General features: G+C 56.7%; 14 protein-coding genes and 4 pseudogenes. 8 read left to right on the top strand and 10 right to left on the bottom strand.

The genetic code is table 11. The annotated features are described in order from the left end of the window. Positions 1 to 47 precede the first annotated feature (47 nt). A complete protein-coding gene (locus SO180_RS21010; protein ID WP_449380773.1) occupies positions 48 to 347 on the top strand; it encodes a helix-turn-helix domain-containing protein in 300 nt (99 codons plus the stop codon). Between the two features lie 11 nt (positions 348 to 358). Here the strand turns inward: SO180_RS21010 and SO180_RS21015 are convergent, their stop codons facing one another. Next, complete coding sequence (locus SO180_RS21015; protein WP_449380774.1) at positions 359 to 553, bottom strand: hypothetical protein; 195 nt, start codon at positions 551 to 553, stop codon at positions 359 to 361. A gap of 44 nt (positions 554 to 597) precedes the next feature. Continuing rightward, a pseudogene (locus tag SO180_RS21020) lies at positions 598 to 792 on the bottom strand (hypothetical protein); the annotation flags it as partial. Between the two features lie 456 nt (positions 793 to 1248). Here SO180_RS21020 and SO180_RS21025 point away from each other — a divergent pair. Further along, the gene (locus SO180_RS21025) at positions 1249 to 2301 is read left to right on the top strand and encodes an alpha/beta hydrolase family protein (RefSeq protein WP_449380740.1); all 1053 of its coding nucleotides are present in this window, start codon (positions 1249 to 1251) and stop codon (positions 2299 to 2301) included. Positions 2302 to 2971: 670 nt separating this feature from the next. On the opposite strand, the gene SO180_RS21030 is transcribed toward SO180_RS21025, so the two are convergent. From SO180_RS21030 to SO180_RS21045, 4 genes are all read right to left on the bottom strand, one after another. After that, positions 2972 to 3271, bottom strand: coding sequence for a hypothetical protein (locus SO180_RS21030; protein WP_449380741.1), 300 nt, complete (start codon positions 3269 to 3271; stop codon positions 2972 to 2974). A gap of 217 nt (positions 3272 to 3488) precedes the next feature. Continuing rightward, positions 3489 to 3971, bottom strand: a complete 483-nt coding sequence (locus SO180_RS21035) for a MarR family winged helix-turn-helix transcriptional regulator (protein ID WP_449380742.1) — start codon at positions 3969 to 3971, stop codon at positions 3489 to 3491. A 719-nt stretch (positions 3972 to 4690) separates the two neighbouring features. Continuing rightward, complete coding sequence (gene speD, locus SO180_RS21040) at positions 4691 to 5083, bottom strand: adenosylmethionine decarboxylase (RefSeq protein WP_449380743.1); 393 nt, start codon at positions 5081 to 5083, stop codon at positions 4691 to 4693. Between the two features lie 164 nt (positions 5084 to 5247). Further along, on the bottom strand, positions 5248 to 5517 hold the full coding sequence (locus SO180_RS21045) for a hypothetical protein (protein ID WP_449380744.1): 270 nt from the start codon (positions 5515 to 5517) through the stop codon (positions 5248 to 5250). A gap of 1900 nt (positions 5518 to 7417) precedes the next feature. On the opposite strand from SO180_RS21045, the gene SO180_RS21050 reads away from it, so the two are divergent. The 3 genes from SO180_RS21050 (at position 7418) to SO180_RS21060 (ending at position 16134) form a co-directional block, all read left to right on the top strand. Further along, positions 7418 to 13873, top strand: a complete 6456-nt coding sequence (locus SO180_RS21050; RefSeq protein ID WP_449380745.1) for an amino acid adenylation domain-containing protein — start codon at positions 7418 to 7420, stop codon at positions 13871 to 13873. After that, a complete protein-coding gene (locus SO180_RS21055; RefSeq protein ID WP_449380746.1) occupies positions 13866 to 15293 on the top strand; it encodes an MATE family efflux transporter in 1428 nt (475 codons plus the stop codon). The genes SO180_RS21050 and SO180_RS21055 overlap by 8 nt, the downstream gene beginning before the upstream one ends. A gap of 166 nt (positions 15294 to 15459) precedes the next feature. Further along, positions 15460 to 16134 (top strand): 4'-phosphopantetheinyl transferase family protein, encoded by a 675-nt coding sequence (locus tag SO180_RS21060; protein ID WP_449380747.1) that lies wholly within the window; start codon positions 15460 to 15462, stop codon positions 16132 to 16134. A 129-nt stretch (positions 16135 to 16263) separates the two neighbouring features. On the opposite strand, the gene SO180_RS21065 is transcribed toward SO180_RS21060, so the two are convergent. Both SO180_RS21065 and SO180_RS21070 read right to left on the bottom strand, forming a co-directional pair. After that, positions 16264 to 16449, bottom strand: a complete 186-nt coding sequence (locus tag SO180_RS21065) for a hypothetical protein (RefSeq protein WP_449380748.1) — start codon at positions 16447 to 16449, stop codon at positions 16264 to 16266. A gap of 94 nt (positions 16450 to 16543) precedes the next feature. Then, positions 16544 to 16655, bottom strand: a pseudogene (locus SO180_RS21070) (IS110 family transposase); the annotation flags it as partial. A 398-nt stretch (positions 16656 to 17053) separates the two neighbouring features. Between SO180_RS21070 and SO180_RS21075 the strand changes: the two are divergent. The 3 genes from SO180_RS21075 to SO180_RS21085 all read left to right on the top strand — a co-directional run bounded on the left by SO180_RS21075 (position 17054) and on the right by SO180_RS21085 (position 20479). After that, entirely contained in the window at positions 17054 to 17968 is a 915-nt protein-coding gene (locus SO180_RS21075) for a DNA-processing protein DprA (RefSeq protein ID WP_449380749.1), read from the top strand. Continuing rightward, positions 17940 to 18491 carry a hypothetical protein gene (locus SO180_RS21080; protein WP_449380750.1) on the top strand — a complete coding sequence of 184 codons (552 nt, stop codon included), beginning with the start codon at positions 17940 to 17942 and terminating at the stop codon, positions 18489 to 18491. Before SO180_RS21075 ends, SO180_RS21080 begins: the two co-directional genes overlap by 29 nt. A 767-nt stretch (positions 18492 to 19258) precedes the next feature. Next, positions 19259 to 20479, top strand: a complete 1221-nt coding sequence (locus SO180_RS21085) for a methyl-accepting chemotaxis protein (RefSeq protein ID WP_449380751.1) — start codon at positions 19259 to 19261, stop codon at positions 20477 to 20479. A 34-nt stretch (positions 20480 to 20513) separates the two neighbouring features. Here the strand turns inward: SO180_RS21085 and SO180_RS21090 are convergent. Both SO180_RS21090 and gmd read right to left on the bottom strand, forming a co-directional pair. Then, a pseudogene (locus SO180_RS21090) lies at positions 20514 to 21459 on the bottom strand (GDP-L-fucose synthase family protein). Continuing rightward, a pseudogene (gene gmd / locus SO180_RS21095) lies at positions 21440 to 22487 on the bottom strand (GDP-mannose 4,6-dehydratase). Before gmd ends, SO180_RS21090 begins: the two co-directional pseudogenes overlap by 20 nt. Positions 22488 to 22699: the final 212 nt, after the last annotated feature.

Consider the following 22699-nt stretch of genomic DNA (forward strand, 5'->3'; position numbering starts at 1 on the left):
CGAAGGCGCGGGCAGGCGAGCTACGGCTTCCGCATGCTGTCGCAGAGATGCGTCACGCGCTCGGGCTTTCGCAACCCGAGTTCGCGAAACTGTTCAAACTTACGACACGTCAGGTCGCCGAAATCGAGCGCGGGGTGGCGAACCCGACTTCCGAAACTCTTCAAAAGATCGGACGTGCGTTCGGCTTTCAGATCGGCTTCGTGCCGATCACGTCTTCAAGAACAGAGGGCGCAGTGCCATCCTCTGATTCCGAACCGACTTTCCTGAGCGCTCGGAGCCGTCCATGGTCGTGCGAACGTTTCGAAGGACGGCACCGGTCTGCTGATAGGGTGCTCCAGATAAGATAGTCTCCAACTCATCAGCCCGCCCGATCTATCGCACCGAACGCTATGTCCCGCCCCAGGATTTCTGGCGGCCCGTCACGAGTCTCCAAATCGGGCACTTCCAGCAAGGCAATCTCCGGCATCGCCTTTCCGGCGATCGCCTGCAAGTCCTCCACCACGCCGACGGTGGACTCGATGACGGCGACGATCCGTCTCGCGCTTGGGCCCACTGCCGGCTCATGAACTTGCGTTCCTTGTCCAGGTCGTCGCGCATGTCGTTGAACTTTTCGACGACGGCCTCAACGCGCTGACGAAATCTTGTTGCAGTCAGGTACTGATAGATCTGCTCGACTTTAGTCTTTTGCCCTGCTGGACTAGTCGCGAACTGCTGACCTCGAGCACCGATTGACGCAAAGCGATCGCCAGCGGAAGCGCGCAACGCGGGTGTCCGTCCTGCAGCGTGACGCATGTCTTTCGTTGGCTCACGCGAAGCGTGCTAAACCGGCTCTTGTGCTAACATTGTGCAAAGGGCTGAAAGCTCCGTCAATCTCCTAGCGTGATGATTTACCATACCCCTTGCGTGATAAGGATTTGAAGTGCGAACCAAGCCGCTTTCATCGTGGCGCTGGTCTCCTAGTCGGCGCCAATAGAGGCGTCGTAGGGCTCGGCACTGCTGGCAGTTTATAGTTCCAAGGGCTTTGCGGTTCGCGCCAAGTTTACTGAGTCGCGGATCGTCTGGTGCAGCGGAACGGAGGTGGATGAAAAACTGCGCGCGCTCGCGACCAAAGGCAGAATTGCAGCGCTACATGGCTTAATACTGCGAAGTTTCTCCAGCGATGTCAGCTACTGTCTCCGTGACACGTGGAGCTAAGCTGGCGCTATAGAACCGGCTATCTCTTCAGATCCGCACCAAGGGGCAAATGGGATGGACGACGCTGCGTGGCCCCAGGTGAGGGGCGATCTTAGATCCACGCGATGGGGCGCTGCGGCGTTCCTCAACAATCTCGAAGCCGCCTGCACAGGTATCAGCCGAACTGAATGGGTCATTAGATGGATAAACATCGGAGATGCCCATCGGGTCCTTGGTGATACGAATCGGGAAAAGGGATACCTTGATGAGGCGGCACAAGATTGGCTATGCGCGCTAACCGCCTTTGAAGTTGCAAGGCGTTTGGCATGTGAAGACGCTTCAGACAGCGCAGGCATTCCGGCCAAAATCAACGCTGTCATTCAAAAATTCGGAGCCTTGGAACAGAAGATCGAGCGAGTGCAAATCGAGTGCTGCGATCAAGGTGAGATTGTCGCGCACTACTTGCCCGCAGACGGTCGCAGCTCTAGCGCCCCAGCAATTATTTGCATCAGCACGGAAGAGGAGCCGGCAACGACGCTGCTTGGAAGGCTCTTGCCCGTTGTGATGGATCGAGGCATGTCCGTCCTTGTTGTCGCTCACGAGGACGTCTCAAATACCCGGCGCGGTCAGTCGGACATGTACTTGTCTTGCTGTGCGGATTATTTAGCAGCCCGGTCAGACATTGATGCTGCTCGTATAGGCATCTATGGAGACGGGTTATCCGCTGCCATGGCATCCGATTTCGCTGCATCCGACAGCCGCGTTGCCGCAGCGGTCTGTGACGGTGGCCTCTGGAATTTGGCTCGGATGCTGGCGTCTGTCGACTGGGTTACCGGAACCACAGATGTGCCGGACGAGGAAGTGATTTCGGCCCGTCGCTTGCGGTTGCTCCGGCGGTTGAGATGCCCTGTTCTCGTGGTAGCAGGTGGCCGCGGCATCGTCAGCGCGTCGGAAGCGATGAAGCTGCTGCGTAACGGCGCGGCCGCACCCATTGATCTGCAGTTGGCCATACCACGGACGATCACGACCGACGGAGGAGAGGTCGAAAATTTCGTGACCTCCGACGATCGAATCTTCGGATGGCTAGAGCACAAGCTTGTGCTGAGCTCGCTCTCTATTCATTGTTGAGTCCTCGCGCCGCTCGCGCTGCTGTATTCCGTTGCCACAGGCGATATCGTCAGTATAACTTCTCACACCTTTGCCTCACATCAGGAGACGCCATAAGCGTGGCCATGAGGCATTACTTGCAAACGAATGTACGGCGGACAAGCTCGCGTCGACATACATGGGCGATATGACGCCCGAACAATCCCAGGGAGGTTGCTCTGTAGAAGTCCAATCTGAGCAACTAGTCGGCCTTCGGCCCAGGCCCTTTGCGAGGCGTTGAGGGCGCGCGAGAAGTAACCGTCGTGACGATAGGAGAGGCCCAGATTGGTCCAGAGCGCCGGCGCCCAAGCGGAGTGCGAATAGCGCGAGCCATTGGGTTGGCTCATATCCTCCCGCTCAGTGCGGCGCGCGTATGCATCGAGGGCTTGCAGCAATGATTCATCCTCGGCTGCTGCAGTCGCGCCGGCCTTGATCAGAGGCTCGCTGAAATGGGCCTCAATAGCCTCTGCAAGTCTTTGTGTCCATTTCGGCAAAATGGTAACAAAAGCAAAATCAATGGCTCATCAAAAAAATGTTCCCATCCACTATTTGGAACCTGGAACCTAGCTTCCCCCCTCTAGCCTCCCCCTTGCTGAGACCGACATGCTCGGACACGGGGCCGGACTGGCGTTCTTTGGGCGGAGCCAGCGGTTCACGGCCCGCGACCTATCCTCGCGCACCAGCGTGAAGCGGACTGGATCTCTCGGGTCTCAAGGCGCCCCCTCCATGGTCGACACGCATTGCGCGCAGCCAGCACCTTGTGCTGACCGAACAACGTCAACGCGATCGTCAGCATGACGCCGATCACGATGATCTTTACGAAAATCATCTGCGACGCGATCACGATATCCATCAGCATACGGGCCATCGTTGCCGCCGGTCGAAAAAGCAATCGCAACCAAGCGAAGACGCGCGCCCAAAGGCTCTGCAGCTCGCGTTTCGCTGCGGCCAAGGGTGGAATTTCGCGCAAGGATCATCCCACCAACTGCTAAATCGAAAAGCGCGCCAGCGGCGCGATGGACATCGTCCTCTCAGCGGTAGATCACAACTTTCGACGCATCATCGTGTATTCGTCAAGTTGCGGGCTCAGCAGGCCTAGGCGCCGCGGTTCAAGTCGTGGTGCCGAGCGAGCAGGCTCTGATGCTAGCTCAGCACCGCGTCATTTAGATCTACAATATTCCGATACTCAGCTTTTGAGATGCCAATCGGCTGTTCTTAGCAATTAAGAGTAGCCGTTTATTGACGTAGTGAAGAGACTCCTCGTCGAGCCCGTCAAGCATCGCGGCGTTGAGAGCTTGTCGTTTGATTGACAGCTTCCTGATTTCCGCCCGCGCCTTTTGCGTCAGTGAGATCTGTAGGTATCTCGCATCATCAGGCGAGGTCACACGGGCCAGGAAATCCATTTGTTCGAGTTTCTTTGTTTGGTTGGTAACAAAAGCAGGATGGATTCGCAGCTTGTTCGCAACCGCTGTTCCCGAGACGCCTCGACCTTCATCGAGTTCGTCGATGGCCATGAGGATCAACCACTGCGCTTCGGTTATGCCTAGTAGCTGAGCCCAACTCTTGTGTATTTCCTCGAGTTGGGAATGGACCTCAACGATGTTCCAGATGAAGTCGCTAACGGCTCTATCGAGTTGTTCTTTCACTTGCATGTTGCTGTTCCCGGCAGTTCAAGGTGTCGCCGATACGCGCACAGGTTGATGTCCACTTCGGCGAAAACCTACGTACGCTTCTCGTGCGACCTAAAAAAGTGCACGGGCGACACAGTGCTATCAAAAACAATTGAGAAGCACAATTGATCTGAGTGCGCATCGACGTCGCAGCTACCGAGTTTGATGTCGGGGATATGTCACTTTTGCGTCTACTTTTAATCCAAGCAGAGCTCGTCTGCGTTCTGAACCCAACTGACTTTGTCCACGAAAACGTCTTGCGATAGAATAAACCTGCTCAAGGAAAGCGTGCTTACGATCCGACGCTTTATCGAAGTCGCGAGATGCCACTCGGCAAGCTGTATGCAAAACGGCTATATCTGCACTGGCTAGCGACTGCGAGCAAAATGGAAGAACTCTATTCGATAGAACTTTCTTCAGTTCTTTGAGGAGACACGCATTGCAACAGCGCCGCGCGCTAGGTCGTCATCGTTGCGACATGACACGGCTTCAAGATGATAAAAACTGAATGATGCCTCATTCGTCGACGACGCTCAGGTGAAGATATCGAGCACCCAAGCTGCTCCGGTCGTTGTCATCCCCGCCATCGTCCGCAAGATTGCGAAGGGCGGGCCCCAAATCGGCTTTCGCAATACTGCTGACGCGACGCCTGCGCGAGCGAAGCAGCCTCCGCGGCCAATCCAAGGAGATCGACAGCTGCTTCAACGCGTTGGCTTGATTGACACGCCTCTGCGGAAGCGACGAACGTCAGAGTGTTCGGGCTGAAAGGCCTCAACTAAAATTGGGACGGCGCTCTCAGGATCGCTGTTGCCACATACGAAAACATCGGCGGCCGCGTAGGACCTCTCAGGCCAGGTGTGTAAGGCGATGTGCGATTCGGCCAACAAGGCTATTGCGGAGACGCCGTGACCCGGACAAAACTTATGAACATGAAGATGGAGCAATGTCGCACTCGCCGCCAGGATGGCTTTTCGGATTGCGTCTTCGGCAATGACTGGATCGTCAAGGTTCCTCGCTCCCCATAGGTCGATGAGCATATGCGTCGCACCGGAGGACAGAGACGGCGTGGTTTCTTTCTCGCTATCAATAGTCACTCAGAAATCTCCATTGAATTATGGGCCCATTAAGCTGAGCTATTTGGGATTTAGGTGACGAGGTGATCAGGCCCGCTCGGCACCTTGATTACGTGAATGCCGTCGCTGAATCTGACAACTGCGACCTTCGGCACCTCTTTGTGCCTTAAGCCACCGCCAGGCCTTTATTTTTCGATCACCAGCTCAAACACCTTTGGCCTGGGGCGGTTGGCACCAGGAGCACTTCGTCTGCGTGGTCCTGTCTTGCCGTGGCGAACACGCTCTCGATTGAATTGGTGGTCCACAAGAGATCTCTGTTCGCCAAGAAGATGGTGGAAGGCCAGCGCTGCGTCGGCATTCAATGCCCGGCCGTACTTGGCGCAATACTTGTCGGCAAATAGTTCGGTCGCCGCTTCGCGCGAACGCTCGATTCGCGGCCAATAGACCTCGCGCAAATCCCTCTTCGTGGTGGCCTGAACGACGGTGGCACTGGAGGTTCGCGGTCTTGTGTACCCAGCATCGTTGTGCCCTGTGCCAGGAAAGACCTCGTCGAGCGTCTTGTAAAAGCCGAGCGCGCCGTCGCCGACATTGGCGAAACTCGTTGTTATTTATGACCTCGCCTCGATTGCTTTGCCAAGCCACGCCTCCCTTGAGGTAGGCTAGGGTGTGGCTGTGCGTGCCCAGAGCGTAACCGAGGCGACCGGCCGCGGTGACAGAGACGATTGGACTCGCCTTGTTTGCGCTCAGTGCTATGCGGGAGGCGGCGAGGCAGGTATTTGTGCAGTTAGAGACAGCGCCCCAGGCATCACGTTTGAGGCCGAACACCGAACTGTTTTTCTGGGAGTTGTAGCCGATCTTGTCGTCTGCAAGGAACGCATGGGTATCGATGCCACCGTGATAGACAGACGGAATGTCGGGATTAGTGAAGCATTTTTGGCCGCAACCACCGCGGACGTGCCCGCCAATATATCCTCCGGACAAGCTCCACGGAGCCGATGACAGACGTACTGCTGGCTCAAGATCCGCCGAATGGGCTACGCCGCTTGCGACCAGCGCAATCGTTGTCGCTCCCCCAGAACGAACTCCAGATCGCATCAAACACTCCGCGGCGCAATCTCTGTCCACAACCGAGCACTTTCGAGCTTGCATCGGTGATAGCGCCGCGAATGAAGCAAGCAGCGTGCCGCTTGGAAATTGAGGAGTCTCGAGTTGCTTCGTACCAGGTGCATGCGTCAAGTTGTGGACAATGGTCTTAAAGCTGACAATCGCTCTGTACGTACCGACGACATGCTGCGCGGCAGGAAGCCGCCTTCCTCGCTGCAGAGTAGAAGGAGCCTTTCGTTGGTTTCGACAGAATTTCGATCTCACCTATCGAGGCTGATGCGAACCGGTATAATCCACTGGTTCTTACCGACGAGCGGAGCCGGCCTGGACGCTGGACCCATCTGCCCGCACAGCGCACGAGCTACGCTGGGGTTATCGAAGTCCGGCTCGCGGGAAGTCGTCACGAGCGATCGGTCACGCAACGCGGCACGGCGGGAAAGGCTCGCCGTCAGTGTCTTCCAGCTTGCCACGAATGCCTGTAACACGCCGGCTCCGGCTTCGCTGTGGTGCTAAGCGGCTGCGAACATCGGCAGATTAAGGACCTCGCGGTGGCTGGTTCTGCACGCCTAAGACTCGTTACGCTGCCCCGCACTCGGAAACGTCATCTCTGGTCGCGGAGGGCAACCTCTAGAGTACCCGAAAGGGCGCTCCGGTACGCGTTCCGAGCGGTAATTGAAGCTTGTGTAGTGCCGCTTGGCCGCCGCGAGATGCATGCTCGACAATCCTTTTCATCGCGTCAAAGCAAGTTTCAGTCTTCCCGACCTACAGCAGAACCCTACAAAGCCAAAAGCGTCAAAATGTTCGAGCACCTACAACTGCCCCTCAGCGGCTACGCAACCGCCTCGTGGAAAAACAAACACGCATCCGTCTTGATGTCGACGTCATCGCTTGGGGACCGTAGGCAACATGTAACCCGGCGAGCGTCAGGTCTTCTTTCATCAGGAGAGCACATGCAAGAATTCACAAGCCAAAACCGAGTCTCTGGGCGCGTTGATTGCGGGTGGCATGCAGACGATTGCGTGTCTACTACCAGATCAGGTAGATGCGACCGCCAACTTGAGGCCCTAGCGTTCGGTCGTATTCCCCTGCCGATTATCGAGGAAACAGTGAGCGCAAAGGACGACAGGCTAACAATTAGTCAAAACGGCATATTATGACTGGCAGAACCAGGGTGGAGAAATGTACCCGCCATTCAGGACCCTCGGTGTTCTGATTCAAGGGCCACACAGGGCGACGAATGGCGGAAGGCGTATGCGTAAGGAAAATCGATCGGACAAAAACCCTGTTGAGGAACGTCAACCGGTCGATCCAATCATGCAGATCAATCGGCTTGCATCTTCGGATCCCGAGAGGGTTGCCCTGAGGTACGGCGCAGACGCACTCACCTACAAGGCGCTGCGCTTAAGATCGGATGCCCTTGCGAGGACGTTACGAGAGAGGGGGACTCACGGCGCGGTGGTCGCCTATTTGGGTGAGCGGGACCTCGATTGGGCGACGACTGTCGTCGCAATCTTGAAGGCTGGATCAACCTACTTGCCGCTCGATCCGTCGTTACCCGCTTCCCGTACATCATTCATGATCGAGCAGAGCCGCTGCGCTCTGATTATTGGTCCAGACCGGCTGGCGTCGCTTAGCCAACTCCAGGTGAACAGCAAAGCCATCACGCAATTCGTGACGATTGAGGCGGCGCTGCGCGAAGGCCAAGCGTCGTCTCTTGCGCCATCATCGAACGGGAATGGACTTGCCTACATTCTGTTTACGTCTGGTTCGACGGGCCGCCCCAAGGGCGCAATGATCGAGCGCGCAGCGCTGAATAATCATTTGGCGGCAAAAATTGACGCTTTAACCCTAAGCCGGACGGATTGCGTCGCGCAGACAGCGTCGCACTGCTTTGACATCTCGCTGTGGCAGCTTCTGGCGGGGCTTTGCGTCGGCGGCTGTAGCGCTATCATCGATGATGCGACCCTGAAATCGCCAGTTGGTCTTCTCCAATCAATTCAACAAGGTGGCGTGACGGTTGTTCAATTCGTTCCGTCGATGCTTGCGGTGTTTGTTGAATATTTGCAATCGCTTGCGGCCGCTGAGCGAGCTCTGAACGGTTTGCGGGTTATTTCTACGGTCGGAGAACCTCTCACGCCGGGACTGGCGCGCGCGTGGCTTACCTTATATCCTCTGGTCCCCATTCTCAACCACTACGGGCCGACCGAGTGCGCGGACGGCGTTGCGCATCATCTGCTTTCCGTCCCCCCTGCGCTGACTGACCTCTATGTGCCGATCGGCAAAGCGATTTCCAACCTAGAGGTTTATGTCGCGGACGGACCGCGGCTGTGCAACCCGGGAGAGGTCGGCGAGATCTGTGTTAGCGGCGTTGGTGTCGCTGCTGGTTACGTCAATGACGACGACCGCACCAAGGATGCCTTTGGGCCAAACCCGTTCTCGAACGATCCTTCGTTCCAGCGTCTATACCGGACAGGTGATCTCGGGCGCGCTCGTTCCGACGGCCTCTTGGAATGTCTCGGTCGACGGGACCGTCAGGTGAAAATTCGCGGGCACAGAATTGAGCTGGGAGAAATCGAGGCCCGCCTTTGCGCTCATCATTCGGTACGTGGCGCCGTCGTGGTCGCCTCCGCCTGCGCAGGCGTGAAGCTTACGGCGAGAAACATAACCAGGGCTGAGGGAGAAACTGGATCGCGGCGACTTATCGCATACGTGTCGGCCCCGGCTGAGGTGAGCGAGGGCGAGCTTCAGAACTTTCTTGCCGAAGCGCTTCCCACCTACATGCTTCCAGAAAGATTCATCCACGTCGGCAGTATTCCACTGACCAGAAACGGAAAAGTCGATTTTGGAGCCTTGCCGGACCCGGCCAGTGTTCGCCCTTTCTTGCCGACTCGATTTGAGGAGCCGCAAACAGAGCTCGAAGCTCAGCTGTGTCAAATTTGGTCCGGCGTTCTGCGCATTGAGAACATTGGCGTGAATGACGAGTTCATAAGTCTCGGCGGAGACTCGCTTCGGGCGATGCTTATATTGGGCCAGGTGCAGACCTTGCTCGGAATGAGAGCGGATTTCAGGCGCGTTCTGAATGGAACGATCCGATCTCTTGCGGCGTCGATCTCGGCTCCAGTCGAATCGAAGCCGTGCACAGTCCCGACGCACGGTAGGCTAACGCGAGCGCCCCTCACGCGAGTTCAGGAGCACCTATGGTTTCTCTCACAGTTTGATCCGTCTGCCAGGAACTACATCATTCAGGGCGGGCTGCGAATAAAGGGCAGCATCGATTTGGCCGCGTTCAATCGCGCCTGGACCGATGTCATTCACTCCCATCAGGCATTTTCTGCACGCTTCATCGACGAGAAAGGTCCGCTTCAATGTTTCGGTGTTCCTCAATGCGCAAGCCTTGAACTGGCTGATGCATCTCATCTCACGGCGCAGGAAGCAGAGGAGCTGATCGCGGAGCTGCGACGAACAGAGCTTAACGCCAATTTTGATCTCGGCCAAGGCCACTTATTTCGCGCGCGTATGATCCGTTTTAGCCCTGACAACCATCTGATACTGATCACCGCTCACGAAATCATCATCGATGCCTGGTCGATCTCCGTTCTGCTCAGGGACCTTCGACAAAGGTACGTAGATGCTGCGGCGTTCTTGCCAGAAATCCGGGCGTCACTCTCGACCTATGCCCTCTGGGAAATCCAACACACGACGCCGGAGGCGCTAGCCAAGCAACGGAGTTATTGGCGTAATCAGATTGGCGATGATCCGCCGGTTCTTTCGCTCGGAACGGGACGAGCGCGGCCGCAGACAAATTCCTATCGCGGCGCTTCGCATGCGGTGCTGCTTGGCAGCGAGCTCTCCAATCAGGTCCGGGAGTTTGCGCGCCGCCATAGATGCACCACGTCGACAACACTCCTTTCATGTTTCAAGCTGCTGCTGCGGATGTATAGCGGTCAGGACGATATTATTGTTGGCATACCTCACGTCGTACGGGATCAACCAGGCAGCGACGTAATTATTGGCTTTTTCCTGAATATGCTGCCAATCCGGACCGCGATCGATGTCGACCAGTCCTTTGTGGTTCATGCGTTGCGCGTCCAGGATCTAGTTAGCACTGCCATCGCAAATTCGGCATATCCATTCGGCTGGATGGTGAGGGATGCCCGTCTATTTCGCGAAGCCGGCCGCTCACCGATTTTCCAGGTCATGTTCAACATGTACTCCGAGGCCGCCGAGCCATCCGGCCAACATGAGTTGGATCTGACATTCCGCGAATATGATACCGGCTATGTAAAATTCGATCTGACATTGTACGCACAAGATCAGGGCGATGAAATTGCTCTCCAGCTAGCGTATGCGGAAGACATATTTTCGAGCGATCTGATTGTTCGCATGGCCGACAATCTGCGCGGTCTGATCGCAGCTTGCATTGAGAAGTCGCTTGCGCCCATTAAGAATCTGAGCTGCCTCAGCGCGTCAGACGTCGCTATGCTGGACTCGCTGGTTGGCTCGGCGCAGCCATATGAGACTGAATGCCCGCTTGTCGAGGCGTTCGAGCAAATCTGCGTCTCGAATCAGAGCCAGGTGGCATATTTCGGTAAGTTCGGTGAGATCACATTCGGCCACCTGCGCGAGCGCGTAACAGCTATCAGATCGCTACTGCGGGCTTCGGACGTGGGAGCTGGCGATATGATTGCCATGCTTGTCGACCGGTCGCCCGACGTGGCCGCGGTTATTCTTGCGGCACGAGCCTTGCGGTCCATTGTTGTCCCGATATCGCCGGATTATCCGCGTGATCGGATCGAACATATCCTGCGAGATAGTCAGGCAAAGCTCTTGGTTCACGCAAATGCCGCCGAGCCTCGTTTCGACGTGCCGTCGGTCTGTCTATTGAGCCTAGAGGGGTCGAGCGTGCCCGCGCACGATTTTGGGCGCAGGGACAAACCATCAGATCAGGGAATTGCAAGCCTTATTTACACGTCGTCATCAAGCGGAAAGCCGAAAGGAGTTCTTATACCGGAATCGGCAATTCTCAATCGACTGAACTGGATGTGGCGACGCTTTCCGTTCGACGGTACCGACGTTATGGTTGTGCAGAAGTCCGCATCACTTGTTGCTTCGGCTTGGGAGTACTTTGGGGGGCTTCTGAAGGGTATACCGGCGCTGATCCTAGCCCAGGAGCAGTTGCTGGATCCGGATCTGCTGTTATGCGCGTTGGCGAGATGTCGTGCGACACATTTATTTGCCTCCCCGCCACTCCTATCCGCCGTCATCGCTTCGCAAGAACGGCGCCCGCGACCGACGGCCTTGCGGCTGGTCACAAGCAGCGCCGAATCGATGCCTTCCTCGCTTCCCGGGCGCTGGCGTGCGAATTTTCCTGAAACGCCGTTGTGGAACTTCTATGGTGCTACGGAATGTGCATCCAATGCAGCAGTCTACGAAACATCGGAGGCCGACGACGGCTCGTCGGTTGTCCCCGTTGGGCACCCAATCGATAACGTCAAACTCTACGTGCTCGATGCTCAGTTAAGGAGAGTCCCTGTCGGAGTTGCTGGCGAACTCTGCATTGCCGGACGATGCGTGAGCGCTGGGTACTGGCGGGATCAAGATCGGACCAACCGCTGTTTCATCCCGAATCCGTATGATGACGGCCGATACAGCGTTCTTTATCGAACCGGCGACATCGCACGCATTTCAACCGGCGGCCTGCTCGAGATTTGCGGCCGATCGGACAACCAGATCAAACTACGGGGCTTTCGCATTGAGTTGGAGGAGGTCGAAACGGCTCTTGAGTCTCATCCTGCAATCGCAAAAGCCGCGGTCGTCGCAGACGGCATGGATAGTCATCGCCGCTTGATCGCCAGCGTGGTTCCGGCTCGCCACAGTCTAAGCTCTGGAGATATCGTCGCTCACCTGCGCCACACATTGCCATCCTACATGATTCCTGCCGCCTTCCGTTTGGTTGACAGCATCCCCCTTACGGCAAGTGGGAAGATAGATCGTTCTCGCCTGTCGTCCGTTCCTTACCGCGAGGTGGGGCCAGCTCCCTGTGCTGAGCCCCGCACGCGGAAGGAGCGCATTCTTGCTGCGATCTGGCAGGATCTATTAGGCACCAAGAGGGTCGGACTCGATCAGAGCTTCTTTGATATCGGCGGAGATTCTCTTCTCAGCGTGCGCTGCGTCACGCTGGCGCGCAAAGCCGGGCTGAATCTCACCGTCGAGCGACTTCATCGAACACCGACTATCAGGGAATTGGCGGCAGACGAAGCGGTTACACCCCATTCCGCGGGTGGTTCATTGGCAATCACCCCCGCAATCTCATCTTGGAACCGTCTTGCCGCCTTCGACGAGCACTTCAACATCGGCGATCTGTTCTACTTGCCCGCCGGCGTCCTCAACGTCCGAACGCTGGAGCGTGCCCTTGCCCATGTCATGAATAGGCACGAAGGCCTCAGACTGCGTGTCGCTCGAACTGCTGATGGCCTACGTCTGACAATCGAGCCTTCCGTGGCCGAACGCTTGGTGGAAGAGATCGATCTTGTCGGAATAAACGTCCTTCAGCAGCGTAAGATAATCGAGAGCATCTCGGCAAGACGTCAGCATATGTTTCGGTTTGACGGCCAGACGCCTCTTGTCAGCGTCACAGCGTTCCGCACAGCGGAAAGCGGCGATTACTATCTTCTGGTCCTGATCCATCATTTTGTAGCGGACGGGATCGGCTATCGCCTTTTCCTGGAAGCGTTGGATACGGCATACAACGCTTTTGCCTCGGGCGATGCTCTAAGCGGTCCCGAGAACACACAAGCGCTCTGTCCATGGTTGAAGCGCCTTGAGCACTACGCGAACAGCGAAGCGCCAGCCGAACTCGAATACTGGGAGGGGATTGACTACAATCAGTTCGATTTTCACATCAGCGACGCTTCATCTGGCGGCGCAAGCTTTTCGAAGGTGACGGCGAGAGAGCTTCACTATGCACGCCTTGAGGGGCGCACGGATGAAGCGAACTGCCGATCCCTCTGGGAAGATCAGGCCAAATACCATCTTGAGATCGACAAACAAGCGACAGCTGATCTCTTCAATATTGCAGCCAGGTGGGCGCATTGTCAGGACGTCGATGTCTTTCTTGCGGCCATATCCAGCGCCTTTGGACGCGTTTTCGGCAACTACTCGCTCTGGATCGATAGCCTTACCTCAATCCGTGGGCGGCTTTTTGATGATCTCGATCCATCTCAGATCATCGCCCATATCAGCGAACTTGTTCCGCTTCCCTTGAGACTGAAAGCAACGGAGCACCGCCCCGATCGTGCGCGTTCAATATACCGCCAGCGCAATTCCTTGCCGCGCAGGGGAATCGGGTTTCGGGCCATGAAATTCTTAAACCGAGATACAGACGTGCGGAGCCGGGTCGGTCGCCTGCCCTTACCAAGAATTGGATTGAATTATCGAGCGGGTGTGCAGCGCCATTTTCCACGCCGTCTCTTAGCCAGGGAACCCTCTCGACTCTGGATCGGCGAAGACATGGATGAAGGGTCCGTGATTCACCTGTTCTGGTTCGATGTCGGATATCAAGCCGGCCAGCTTCAGATCGAAGCGAGGTATGATTCAAGCCAAGTCGGTTATGAGCTGACCCGTAATCTTTGCACAACATTGCAACAGGAGTTGGTGCAAACGATTAGCGAATGCGGAAGAGCTCGCGACACGTTCACCCATGAATGAGCCAGATGCGGAATTCGCCTTCGAGAGCGATCGCGATGCGATGCCGAAGAAGATGCAGCACATTGACCTATCGGCCCCCAATCTGTCGAGCCTCATTCTGCGGCTCGCGATTCCGTCTGTTGTTGGCTTGTCGATCAACGCGTTACAGCAGGTCGTCAACGCGATCTTTGTTGGCGCGCTTGGCGCACAGGCGATCGCAGCTGTCAGCATGGCCTTCCCGATCGTGGTCCTGCTCACAGCAGCTGGACAGGGGATCGGTGTTGGAGCAGCGTCGGTCATATCTCGTCATCTTGGCGCTGGAGAGTACCTGGAAGCGAGTCGAGGCGCGACCACCGCACTTGCGCTCGCCGTTCCGATCGGTATCACGGTTACGGTCGCGCTGCTTATAAACCTGCGAGGGATCTTCGTAACGCTCGGGGCGACCCCAACGATTATACCCGTGGCGCTCGACTACACAACGACGCTTTTGTTTGGGTACACATTGATGCTTCTAAACATTGTAAACGGATTCGTCGTCAGGGCCGAAGGCAATACACGGTTCAGCATGTGGACGATGGTTACCGCCTTCATACTGAACGCTGTGCTTGATCCCATCTTCATATTTCTGCTGGACCTCGGTGTGCGAGGCGCAGCCCTCGCAACGCTGGTATCTCAGATAGCTGCTGTTAGCCTCTATATCGCGTATTTTGCGAGGCTCCGCGGGATAGTCCACGTCAGGATATCTCACGTCTCGTTGCGAGCTGATCGCATCAAGCAGCTCGCGTTCATAGGGGCGCCAGCGTCCGCGACCAGTATTTTATCGGCTATTGCCGTTATGCTCTTGTACGGAGCTGCTGCGCCGTTCGGGGACGAGTCTATCGCGGCCCTGGGAATAGCTGTACGGATCTTGACGATCGGCGCACTGCCTATCACCGGCTTCTGTATGGGCTCGCAGGCTGTCCTTGGCTTTGGCTGGGGTGCACGGGACTTTGCTCGTGTACTGAAGGCTGCGAAGTTCATACTCTCAATAACGGTCGCGTTTTCCGTTGCGTATTCTGCGGCCGTTGTGATTTTTGCCCGGCCTTTGGTTGGGCTGTTCAGCAATAGCGATAAGGTCAGGGAAATTGCTGTCTCGACCTCCATCGTCTTCCATCTGTTCTTTGGGTTTTTTGGTCTTGAGAGTTTCGTAACGACGATGCTTCAGTCGTTCGGGAGGGCGCGCCTCAGTGCGGTTGTGTCCTTCGCGAGGCAGGGCTATCTCTTCATACCGGCCGTACTATTATTGCCGATCATATCGGGTTTCAACGGACTGTTGATCAGTCAAGCAATCGCTGAGCTGGGCGCCGGCATGATCGCGTTGTTTGTTATGTTTCAACAGTTCGCTGAGCTTAGACGAGCGCTCTGGCATCCCACTTCAAGAGCAACCCAGATTGTGGGTTGAAACTGGACGCGGAGCTGGAGTTTCCCGCCGGTCGAGATCGGGGTGCCGCTCGCATGATGAGCTGGTCTCCCGCGACTTGAAGCTCTTGTGGTCGCAAGCTAACCACTCGCGGGAATTCAAAGGTCCCACTTCGCGCTCCTCGAAAAAAAAAGGGTTTGTCCCAGCTATGAAAGCGCTCGCGACGTTAGGAGCTGCCATTTCTGCCGCTTTGGCGCATGATATCAGCTTTTCGGGCGGACCAATGTACGATCCCGCTCCTCCTCCGTTTCCCCCTGAAGCGAAAATTTTAGGCAACGTGTCCCTGCGTCGTCGGCGTGAATTCGCTTGGGGACGTCATCACGCTCGCGAGGGATTGCGCCGCCTCGGATTCACTCCTGTTCCGATCTTGTCTAGAAGTGATCGGGCTCCTCTTTGGCCCGTAGGCGTCGTTGGGAGCATTTCCCACTCTTCGTCTGATTGTGGCGCCGTTGCGGGATGCTCAAGAAACGTCCTCGCCCTGGGATTGGACATCGAAGATGAAGAGCCGCTCGGAGCTGACCTTATGCCAATCATATGCACCTCCGCGGAACTACAACGTCGGGAATGGTCCAGCAGTCGCTTTGGCCCAAAACTAATCTTCGTAATCAAGGAGGCTGTATACAAAGCATATTCGCCAGAAACCGGTGAATTCCTGGATTTTCAAGATGTCAGCGTTAGAACGGGCGACCAGAGCGGGTTTTTCGAGGCGGAGATCATCAATCCGGAAAAACCTATGAATTTCGGCAGTCGAACTATCAATGGAATTTATCTCCCGTTTCTTGGAGGCATTCTTGCATTGGCTGTACGATTTCGAGGCTCGTAAGTAGCGCTGCTAAACTTGTCAACGTTGCCCGGAGCCTTGGCATGAAATGATCTTCGATCTCGCAGGCGCTATACAGTTTGGTACGGCAGCCAGCCGCTGCTGACGATGATGATCGTCCCTTCGTTCACGTCAGACATCGAAGAGGAGGGGAGCATGGACCGGGTGTTTCTCGCGCCTGAACGTATCCAATCGCTCGATATCGTTAAGCAGCTCAATCTGCTCAGCGACTTGGATAAGGGCAAAGCGGGCGGCATCAGGGATTCTGTCGTGGTTTTCGTTCCGAAGAATCGCCAGCAGCTCGGCGGTGCTCGCCAAGCCAGCGCCCGCCACAATTCCCAATCGTCCATGTGGACACGCAGGGCAGACAGTCGGGCTACGCTGCCTCATCAGCATTTTACGCCTTCACAAATCGTGCCGGTGGCTTGTCGTTCGACAGAGATAACCGGTACGAACCGCATTGTGAGCCGGGTGCCGGCCTCACAAATCGGTTCTGCATTCGCGGCATCCGACTTGTTCGGCCGCGACCATAGGCAGAGCCGCGCGGACCACTGCCTGGCAGACATTATGGCTGGCTTCAGTTGTGGAGCCGGGGCGTTACGGGCGAACAGTGCCGACTCTTCAACACTTCTTCCTTTTCGGTGGAAAGGTCTCCCCGATTTTGGCGGCGGCCGACTGATCGGCGCGTCTTGGGGGGCAATTCGCTACATCACTGTCGGGTTGACGCCCGAAGCGGCCGATACGGTGCTCGGCCTCGTCCGAGGACAGTGCACCGGCAAATCAAGGAAATGTTAACCATTTAACCCAATGATCTGTATGGAGATATTTACGGTTCTTGATTTGTTCTTTGCGAGTTGCTACACCCTCCAGACGCTTTTGTCCCCGAAAAGCAGCCGCCGCAGGGGGTAGCTAGGGTTGGACGATGAACCTTCTCGCACGAATGAATGACGGGCCGGCCGTACGGTCAATCTCGCCGCGTAGGGAGTTGGGTGCCTACGAAGCGCTGTGGCTTGAGAAGGGGGCTACCTTCAAAACGATCGCCGAGAAATTCGCATCGGACCCGACTGCTGTCCCTTCCGACTTCGTTTCAGGTGCTGTGGCGGACGTTCGCGCATCGGAAGTTCTGGCTGCGCTCAAGAAGGCAGGCGTATCTAGGTTCGGAACTCGGCTGAATCTCACTGGCAACTATCCTCCGAAGCTCCGGGATGCAAGACATCCGGTGGAAATGCTTTATTTCCAAGGTGCTTGGGAGTTCGTCGAGACGCGATGCGTTGCCGTCGTGGGGAGCCGCAATCCTAGCGAAGCTGGAAAATCGCGTGCGGCGAGGCTCTCACGCGCGTTGGTCGAGCGCGGCTTTACGGTTGTGTCGGGCCTCACAACCGGCATCGACACTGCAGCTCATACAGCCGCGATCGAGGCGAAGGGCCACACAATCGCTGTGATCGGCACGCCGATCGGGACCTATTACCCGAAGGAGAATCAGGCGCTCCAGCGCAGGATCGCGGAGGAAGATCTGCTCATTTCTCAGGTGCCAGTGCTCCGGTACGCTAGTCAGCACGTACCGCAGAACAAGCTGTTTTTCCCTGAGCGAAACGTCACGATGAGCGCTCTCACCAAGGGGACGATCATCGTCGAGGCCAGCGACACAAGCGGGACGCTCACGCAGGCTCGCGCGGCCTTGCAGCAAAGCCGCAAGCTGTTCATTCTCGATTCCTGCTTCAAGCGAGATGACATCACTTGGCCGGCGAACTTCGAGAAGAGGGGCGCGATCCGTGTCCGCGATCTTGCCGATATCTGGGGCGCGTTAGGTGATTGCACGCCTTCTCCAGCAAATTGACGAGACCAACCGCAGAGACCACTGGTACCTCGACGAGGGTGACGATTGTCACTACCTCTACGAAATTACGGCCCCTTTGGGTTGGCGCGGCGGCGAGACCAATCAGCTCATTCACAATCTTCAGAAGAAGCGAGGCGACGGTGGGTACCAATATAAGGCCGCGGCAATCGCTAGATGCGCGAACGATCTGTCAGCGGTTTTAAACGCCGAATGGTTGGGCCAAGCCACGATTGTTCCGGTTCCGCCATCGAAGATGAAAACCGATCCCGCCTACGATGATCGTATGGTGCAGGTCTGCAGAGCAGTCCGCGCCCCGGCGCCTCCCGACGTCAGGGAGTTAGTCGAGCAGATCGCCTCGACGAACACTTTCAAGGGCGGCAACCGGATGTCGCCGACCGAGCTCAAGCAGAACTACAGGATCGCGGAAAACCAACTGCAGAACCTGCGCGGTATCGTGGGTATCGTCCGACGACGTCCTCACGACAGGCTCCCATTTCAAAGCCGTCAAGGAGATGATTCTTGAGCGCGCTCCGCAGACGCCCGTAATTGGACTCTTCGTTGCCAGACGCGCGCTCGCAGATCCATTTAACGAAGTGCCGATCGAAGACCTACTGAGGTGAACGATTGTCACCCACATGCCGCTGCGGTAGAGCCGGCTCCGCCGGCATACGGGCGTGCCTGGACATGTTTCATGCCACGGCCCGATCTCCCTTGGAAACGCCGCGTGCGACAATCTTTGGGGCGTCATCGGATAGCGGCCGATGCAGGGCCTTCGCTTCGTCCCATGGTGCGCGTCAAGCCATAGACTTAGGTACGGTCCCGGGGCTGACTTCGCTGGTGCCCCGGTCTCCATCGAAGATTGTCCAGATGCCGTACAGCGGATTCCTTCATGCACTGGATACTGATCACCGCTCAACAGCGGTGGTCCAGATCGCGCTCGCATGCTGTCGCCGAGATCTTGGACTGCACGCCAAGCTTTCCTCGCGAGCAACTGCACATATACGCCGGTATACTCGACTATACGCAAGTATAGGTGCGCCACCGATAGGATGGTGCGCAAGGGAAATCTTAATTGAGATTCGATACGCCCACTTATGTTGGATTCAAGTGGCGGTTGGAATTATGTGGCACAATCGGATATCAAATCTCGCCCTGGCATTATCCGTCCCAGCAGCAACAGTTGCGGCTAATGCAGATGCGCTCTCACTTCACTTCTGGGCCGGACTCCTTCTCGGCGGATTGATGTTGGTCCTTTCCTTCTTGACGTCGACGAGACGGGAGGCGCCAGCAGTGAACTTGGACGAAGCGATGGCGATCAAAGCGTTCGAGTCGATCAAAGATGGTATTACAATTTATGACGCCGACCGGTGCGTGCTCGGCAATGATGCTGCAGCTCACATGCTCGGGCTTTCCAATGCAGAAGAACTGAGAGGATTGGATATCGCTTCGCTTTCTCTGGATCCTCAACCGAACGGCAAGACGGTTGCGCAGATGTTCGAGGAGACCAATGAGCTTGTGATGAGGTCGGGCCACGTCGCAATCGAGTGGTGGCTTCGGCGTAAAGATCAAACCTCCATTCCGGTCAGGATTAGTCTTGTCGTATCGAAATTCAGCGGCCGTCCGATAGTCGTGTGTGTTTGGCAGGACATAACCGACCTGGTTCGTATGCGCGAAGAGAGGCTGAGTCTTGCAAGGAGATTTGATAGCGATGTGTCGCGGGTCGTCGACGTTGTGGCGAGCTCAATGCAGGACATGCAAGCGGTTGCATCGGAAATTACTGCTTCAACGGACGATGTATACCATCGCACTGAAGCTATGACAGGAATGGTGAAAAAGACGGAGGAAAACTCCACTGCCGTGTCTTCGGCTGCTCAGGAATTCTCGGCCTCGATTACCGAAATCAGCCGACAAGTGTCGACCGCGGCGAGCATTTCGCAAACTGCGCGCGATAAGACCGTGCGCGCTGAAGCTACATTAAGTGAGCTCGTTGCGTCGGTGACGAAGATCAGCAGCGTCGTCCAAATGATCGAGAGCATAGCCTCGCAAACCAATTTGCTGGCCCTCAACGCCACCATCGAGGCAGCACGCGCTGGCGAAGCGGGGCGAGGCTTTGCAGTCGTGGCGGGGGAAGTTAAGAATCTCGCCGCACAGGCAGCAAAAGCGACGAGCGAGGTTGATACTCAAATCATCGCCATCCAACAAAAGACAGAACTGGCAACTGCGGCGATGGGGGACATCGCTGACATAGTCGACAAGGTGCAGGAGATCTCGAGCAGCATATCGGCGGCCATAGAAGAGCAGTCCATTGTGACGAACGACATCTCAAGAAGTATCACCAGCATCAGTTCTGATATGCGCGATGCGTCCAGAGATATTGACCAACTGAATGATGCATCGCGCACCTCTGGCTCATCGGCGGGCCAGGCGGTTGGGAAGATAACCGATCTGAGCAAAAATATCGCATCGTTACAGGGGCAGGTCAGTGACTTCTTGATCAAAATAAGAGCGTAGTAGGGTGCGCTCAGTTCAAGTCCTGGTATCTTCGTCAGTCCTCGCCTGATGTCAGGAAGGCGCGGTAAGCCTGCTGGATGCCATCTCTCAGGGACGTTTTCGCGCGCCAGCCCAGCTTTGCGAGCCTGCTGACGTCGAGCAACTTGCGCGGCGTACCGTCGGGGCGAGAAGTGTCGAAGGTGATGGCGCCGCTATACCCGACGATGTCGGCGACGACGCGGGCGAACTCGGCGATGGTGACGTCCTCGCCCGTGCCGATATTGATCAGCTCCACGGCCGAATAGGTCTTCATGAGGTGAACGCAGGCATCCGCCATGTCGTCGACATAGAGGACTCGCGCCGCGGCGTGCCGGTGCCCCAGACGGCAACGCTCGCTGCACCTGAGAGCTTCGCCTCGTGAAAGCGGCGGATCAGGGCTGCTATAACATGGCTATATTCGGGATGGTAGTTGTCGCCGGCGCCGTATAGGTTGCTCGGCATCACGCTGATGAAGTCGCTTCCGTACTGACTGCGATAGGCTTCCACCATCTCGATGCCGGCGATCTTGGCGATCGCATAGGGCTCATTGGTCGGCTCCAGCGGACCGGACAGCACCATGTCTTCGCGCAATGGCTGGGGAGCAAGTTTTGGATAGATGCAGGAGGACCCCAGGAACATCAGCTTCTCGACCTCATTGAGATGAGCCGCGTGGATCACATTCGCGGCAATGGCAATGTTGTCGTAAATGAATTCGGCGCGCAGTGTATCATTTGCGACGATGCCGCCGACCTTGGCGGCAGCCAAGAACACAACTTGGGGCCGCGTCTTGGCGAACCAGCCGAACACCTGGGCCTGGTCGCGCAGATCGACCTCGCTTCGTTCCGAAGTGACGAGCCGCAGGTCTTCCTGCGCAAGCCGGCGCATCAGCGCGGCCCCGACCATGCCGCGATGGCCGGCGACATCGACCGTCTTGCCTTCAGCTCAAACGGTGTGGCAGCCACCGGCGGCCTCCCGCTTCGCTTCGTTTAGGTCGCTCGCCATCATCTCCTGCACGAGCTGCGCTAAATTGCGCTTCGGCTTCCAGCCGAGCTGTTCGCGCGCCCTGGTGGCATCGCCAATGAGAAGATCAACCTCGGTCGGGCGGAAATAGGTCGGGTCGATCCTGACCACCGTCTTGCCACTCGCCACATCAAGGCCAACCTCATCCACTCCCTTGCCGTGCCACTCGATCTTGCGCCCAACCTCGGCGAATGCGAGCTCGACCATCTCGCGCACCGACCGCGTCTCGCCGGTGGCGAGGACGAAATCATCGGGCTTGTCCGCCTGCAGGATCATGTGCATACCTTCGACGTAGTCGCGGGCATGCCCCCAGTCGCGCTTGGCTTCGAGATTGCCGAGATAGAGCGTCTCCTCGAGACCGACATCAATGCGGGCGACGGCGCGGGTGATCTTACGGGTGACGAAAGTCTCGCCGCGAATTGGGCTCTCGTGATTGAACAGAATGCCGTTACTTGCGAACATGCCATAGGCTTCGCGGTAGTTCACCGTAATCCAATAGCCGTAGAGCTTGGCCACACCATAGGGCGAGCGCGGATAAAACGGCGTGGTCTCTTTCTGGGGGATTTCCTGAACCAGGCCGTAAAGCTCAGACGTCGAAGCCTGGTAGAAGCGCGTCTCTTTCTCCAAGCCAAGATTTCGGATCGCCTTAGGCGCAGCACACCGATCGCGTCGGCGTTCGCAGTATATTCCGGTTTTCAAAGCTGACGCCGACATGGCTCTGGGCGGCAAGATTGCAAATCTCGGTCGGTCTGATCTGCTGGACCAGGCGGATCAGATTGGTCGAGTCGGTCATGTCGCCGTAGTGCATGAGAAACGGCACGCTCCCGACATGCCGGTCCTAATACAGATGATCGACGCGCGCGGTGTTGAAGGAAGAGGATCGCCGCTTGATGCCATGCATGATATAGCCGAGCGATAGGAGATATTCGCAGAGATAGGCGCCATCCTGCCCGGTCACGCCGGTGATCAAGGCGACCCGCCGTTGAGAGTTTGATTAGTCAGATTTCACCCTGATGCAAACGAACCGATCGATTTCCGTGGCCTTCAGGTACTTGCCGGGAGCTAAACCGTTGCGCGGTCATAAAGAAATGAGTACTGAAGGACAATAGACGGTTATATCGATGATTTTGCAGAGCTTTTTCGCCTGGCCCTGCGGTTCGCTATGCTGGCAAGGTGTTCAGA

It is taken from the genome of Bradyrhizobium sp. UFLA05-112 (assembly GCF_053572325.1).

What these genes read in the sequence shown, in the direction of transcription:
- SO180_RS21060 (WP_449380747.1), top strand. Translation starts at nt 15,460, where the DNA reads ATGAAAGCGCTCGCGACGTTAGGAGCTGCCATTTCTGCCGCTTTGGCG.
- SO180_RS21075 (WP_449380749.1), top strand. Translation starts at nt 17,054, where the DNA reads ATGAACCTTCTCGCACGAATGAATGACGGGCCGGCCGTACGGTCAATC.
- SO180_RS21050 (WP_449380745.1), top strand. Translation starts at nt 7,418, where the DNA reads ATGCGTAAGGAAAATCGATCGGACAAAAACCCTGTTGAGGAACGTCAA.
- SO180_RS21025 (WP_449380740.1), top strand. Translation starts at nt 1,249, where the DNA reads ATGGACGACGCTGCGTGGCCCCAGGTGAGGGGCGATCTTAGATCCACG.
- SO180_RS21010 (WP_449380773.1), top strand. Translation starts at nt 48, where the DNA reads ATGCGTCACGCGCTCGGGCTTTCGCAACCCGAGTTCGCGAAACTGTTC.
- SO180_RS21055 (WP_449380746.1), top strand. Translation starts at nt 13,866, where the DNA reads ATGAATGAGCCAGATGCGGAATTCGCCTTCGAGAGCGATCGCGATGCG.
- SO180_RS21035 (WP_449380742.1), bottom strand. Translation starts at nt 3,971, where the DNA reads ATGCAAGTGAAAGAACAACTCGATAGAGCCGTTAGCGACTTCATCTGG.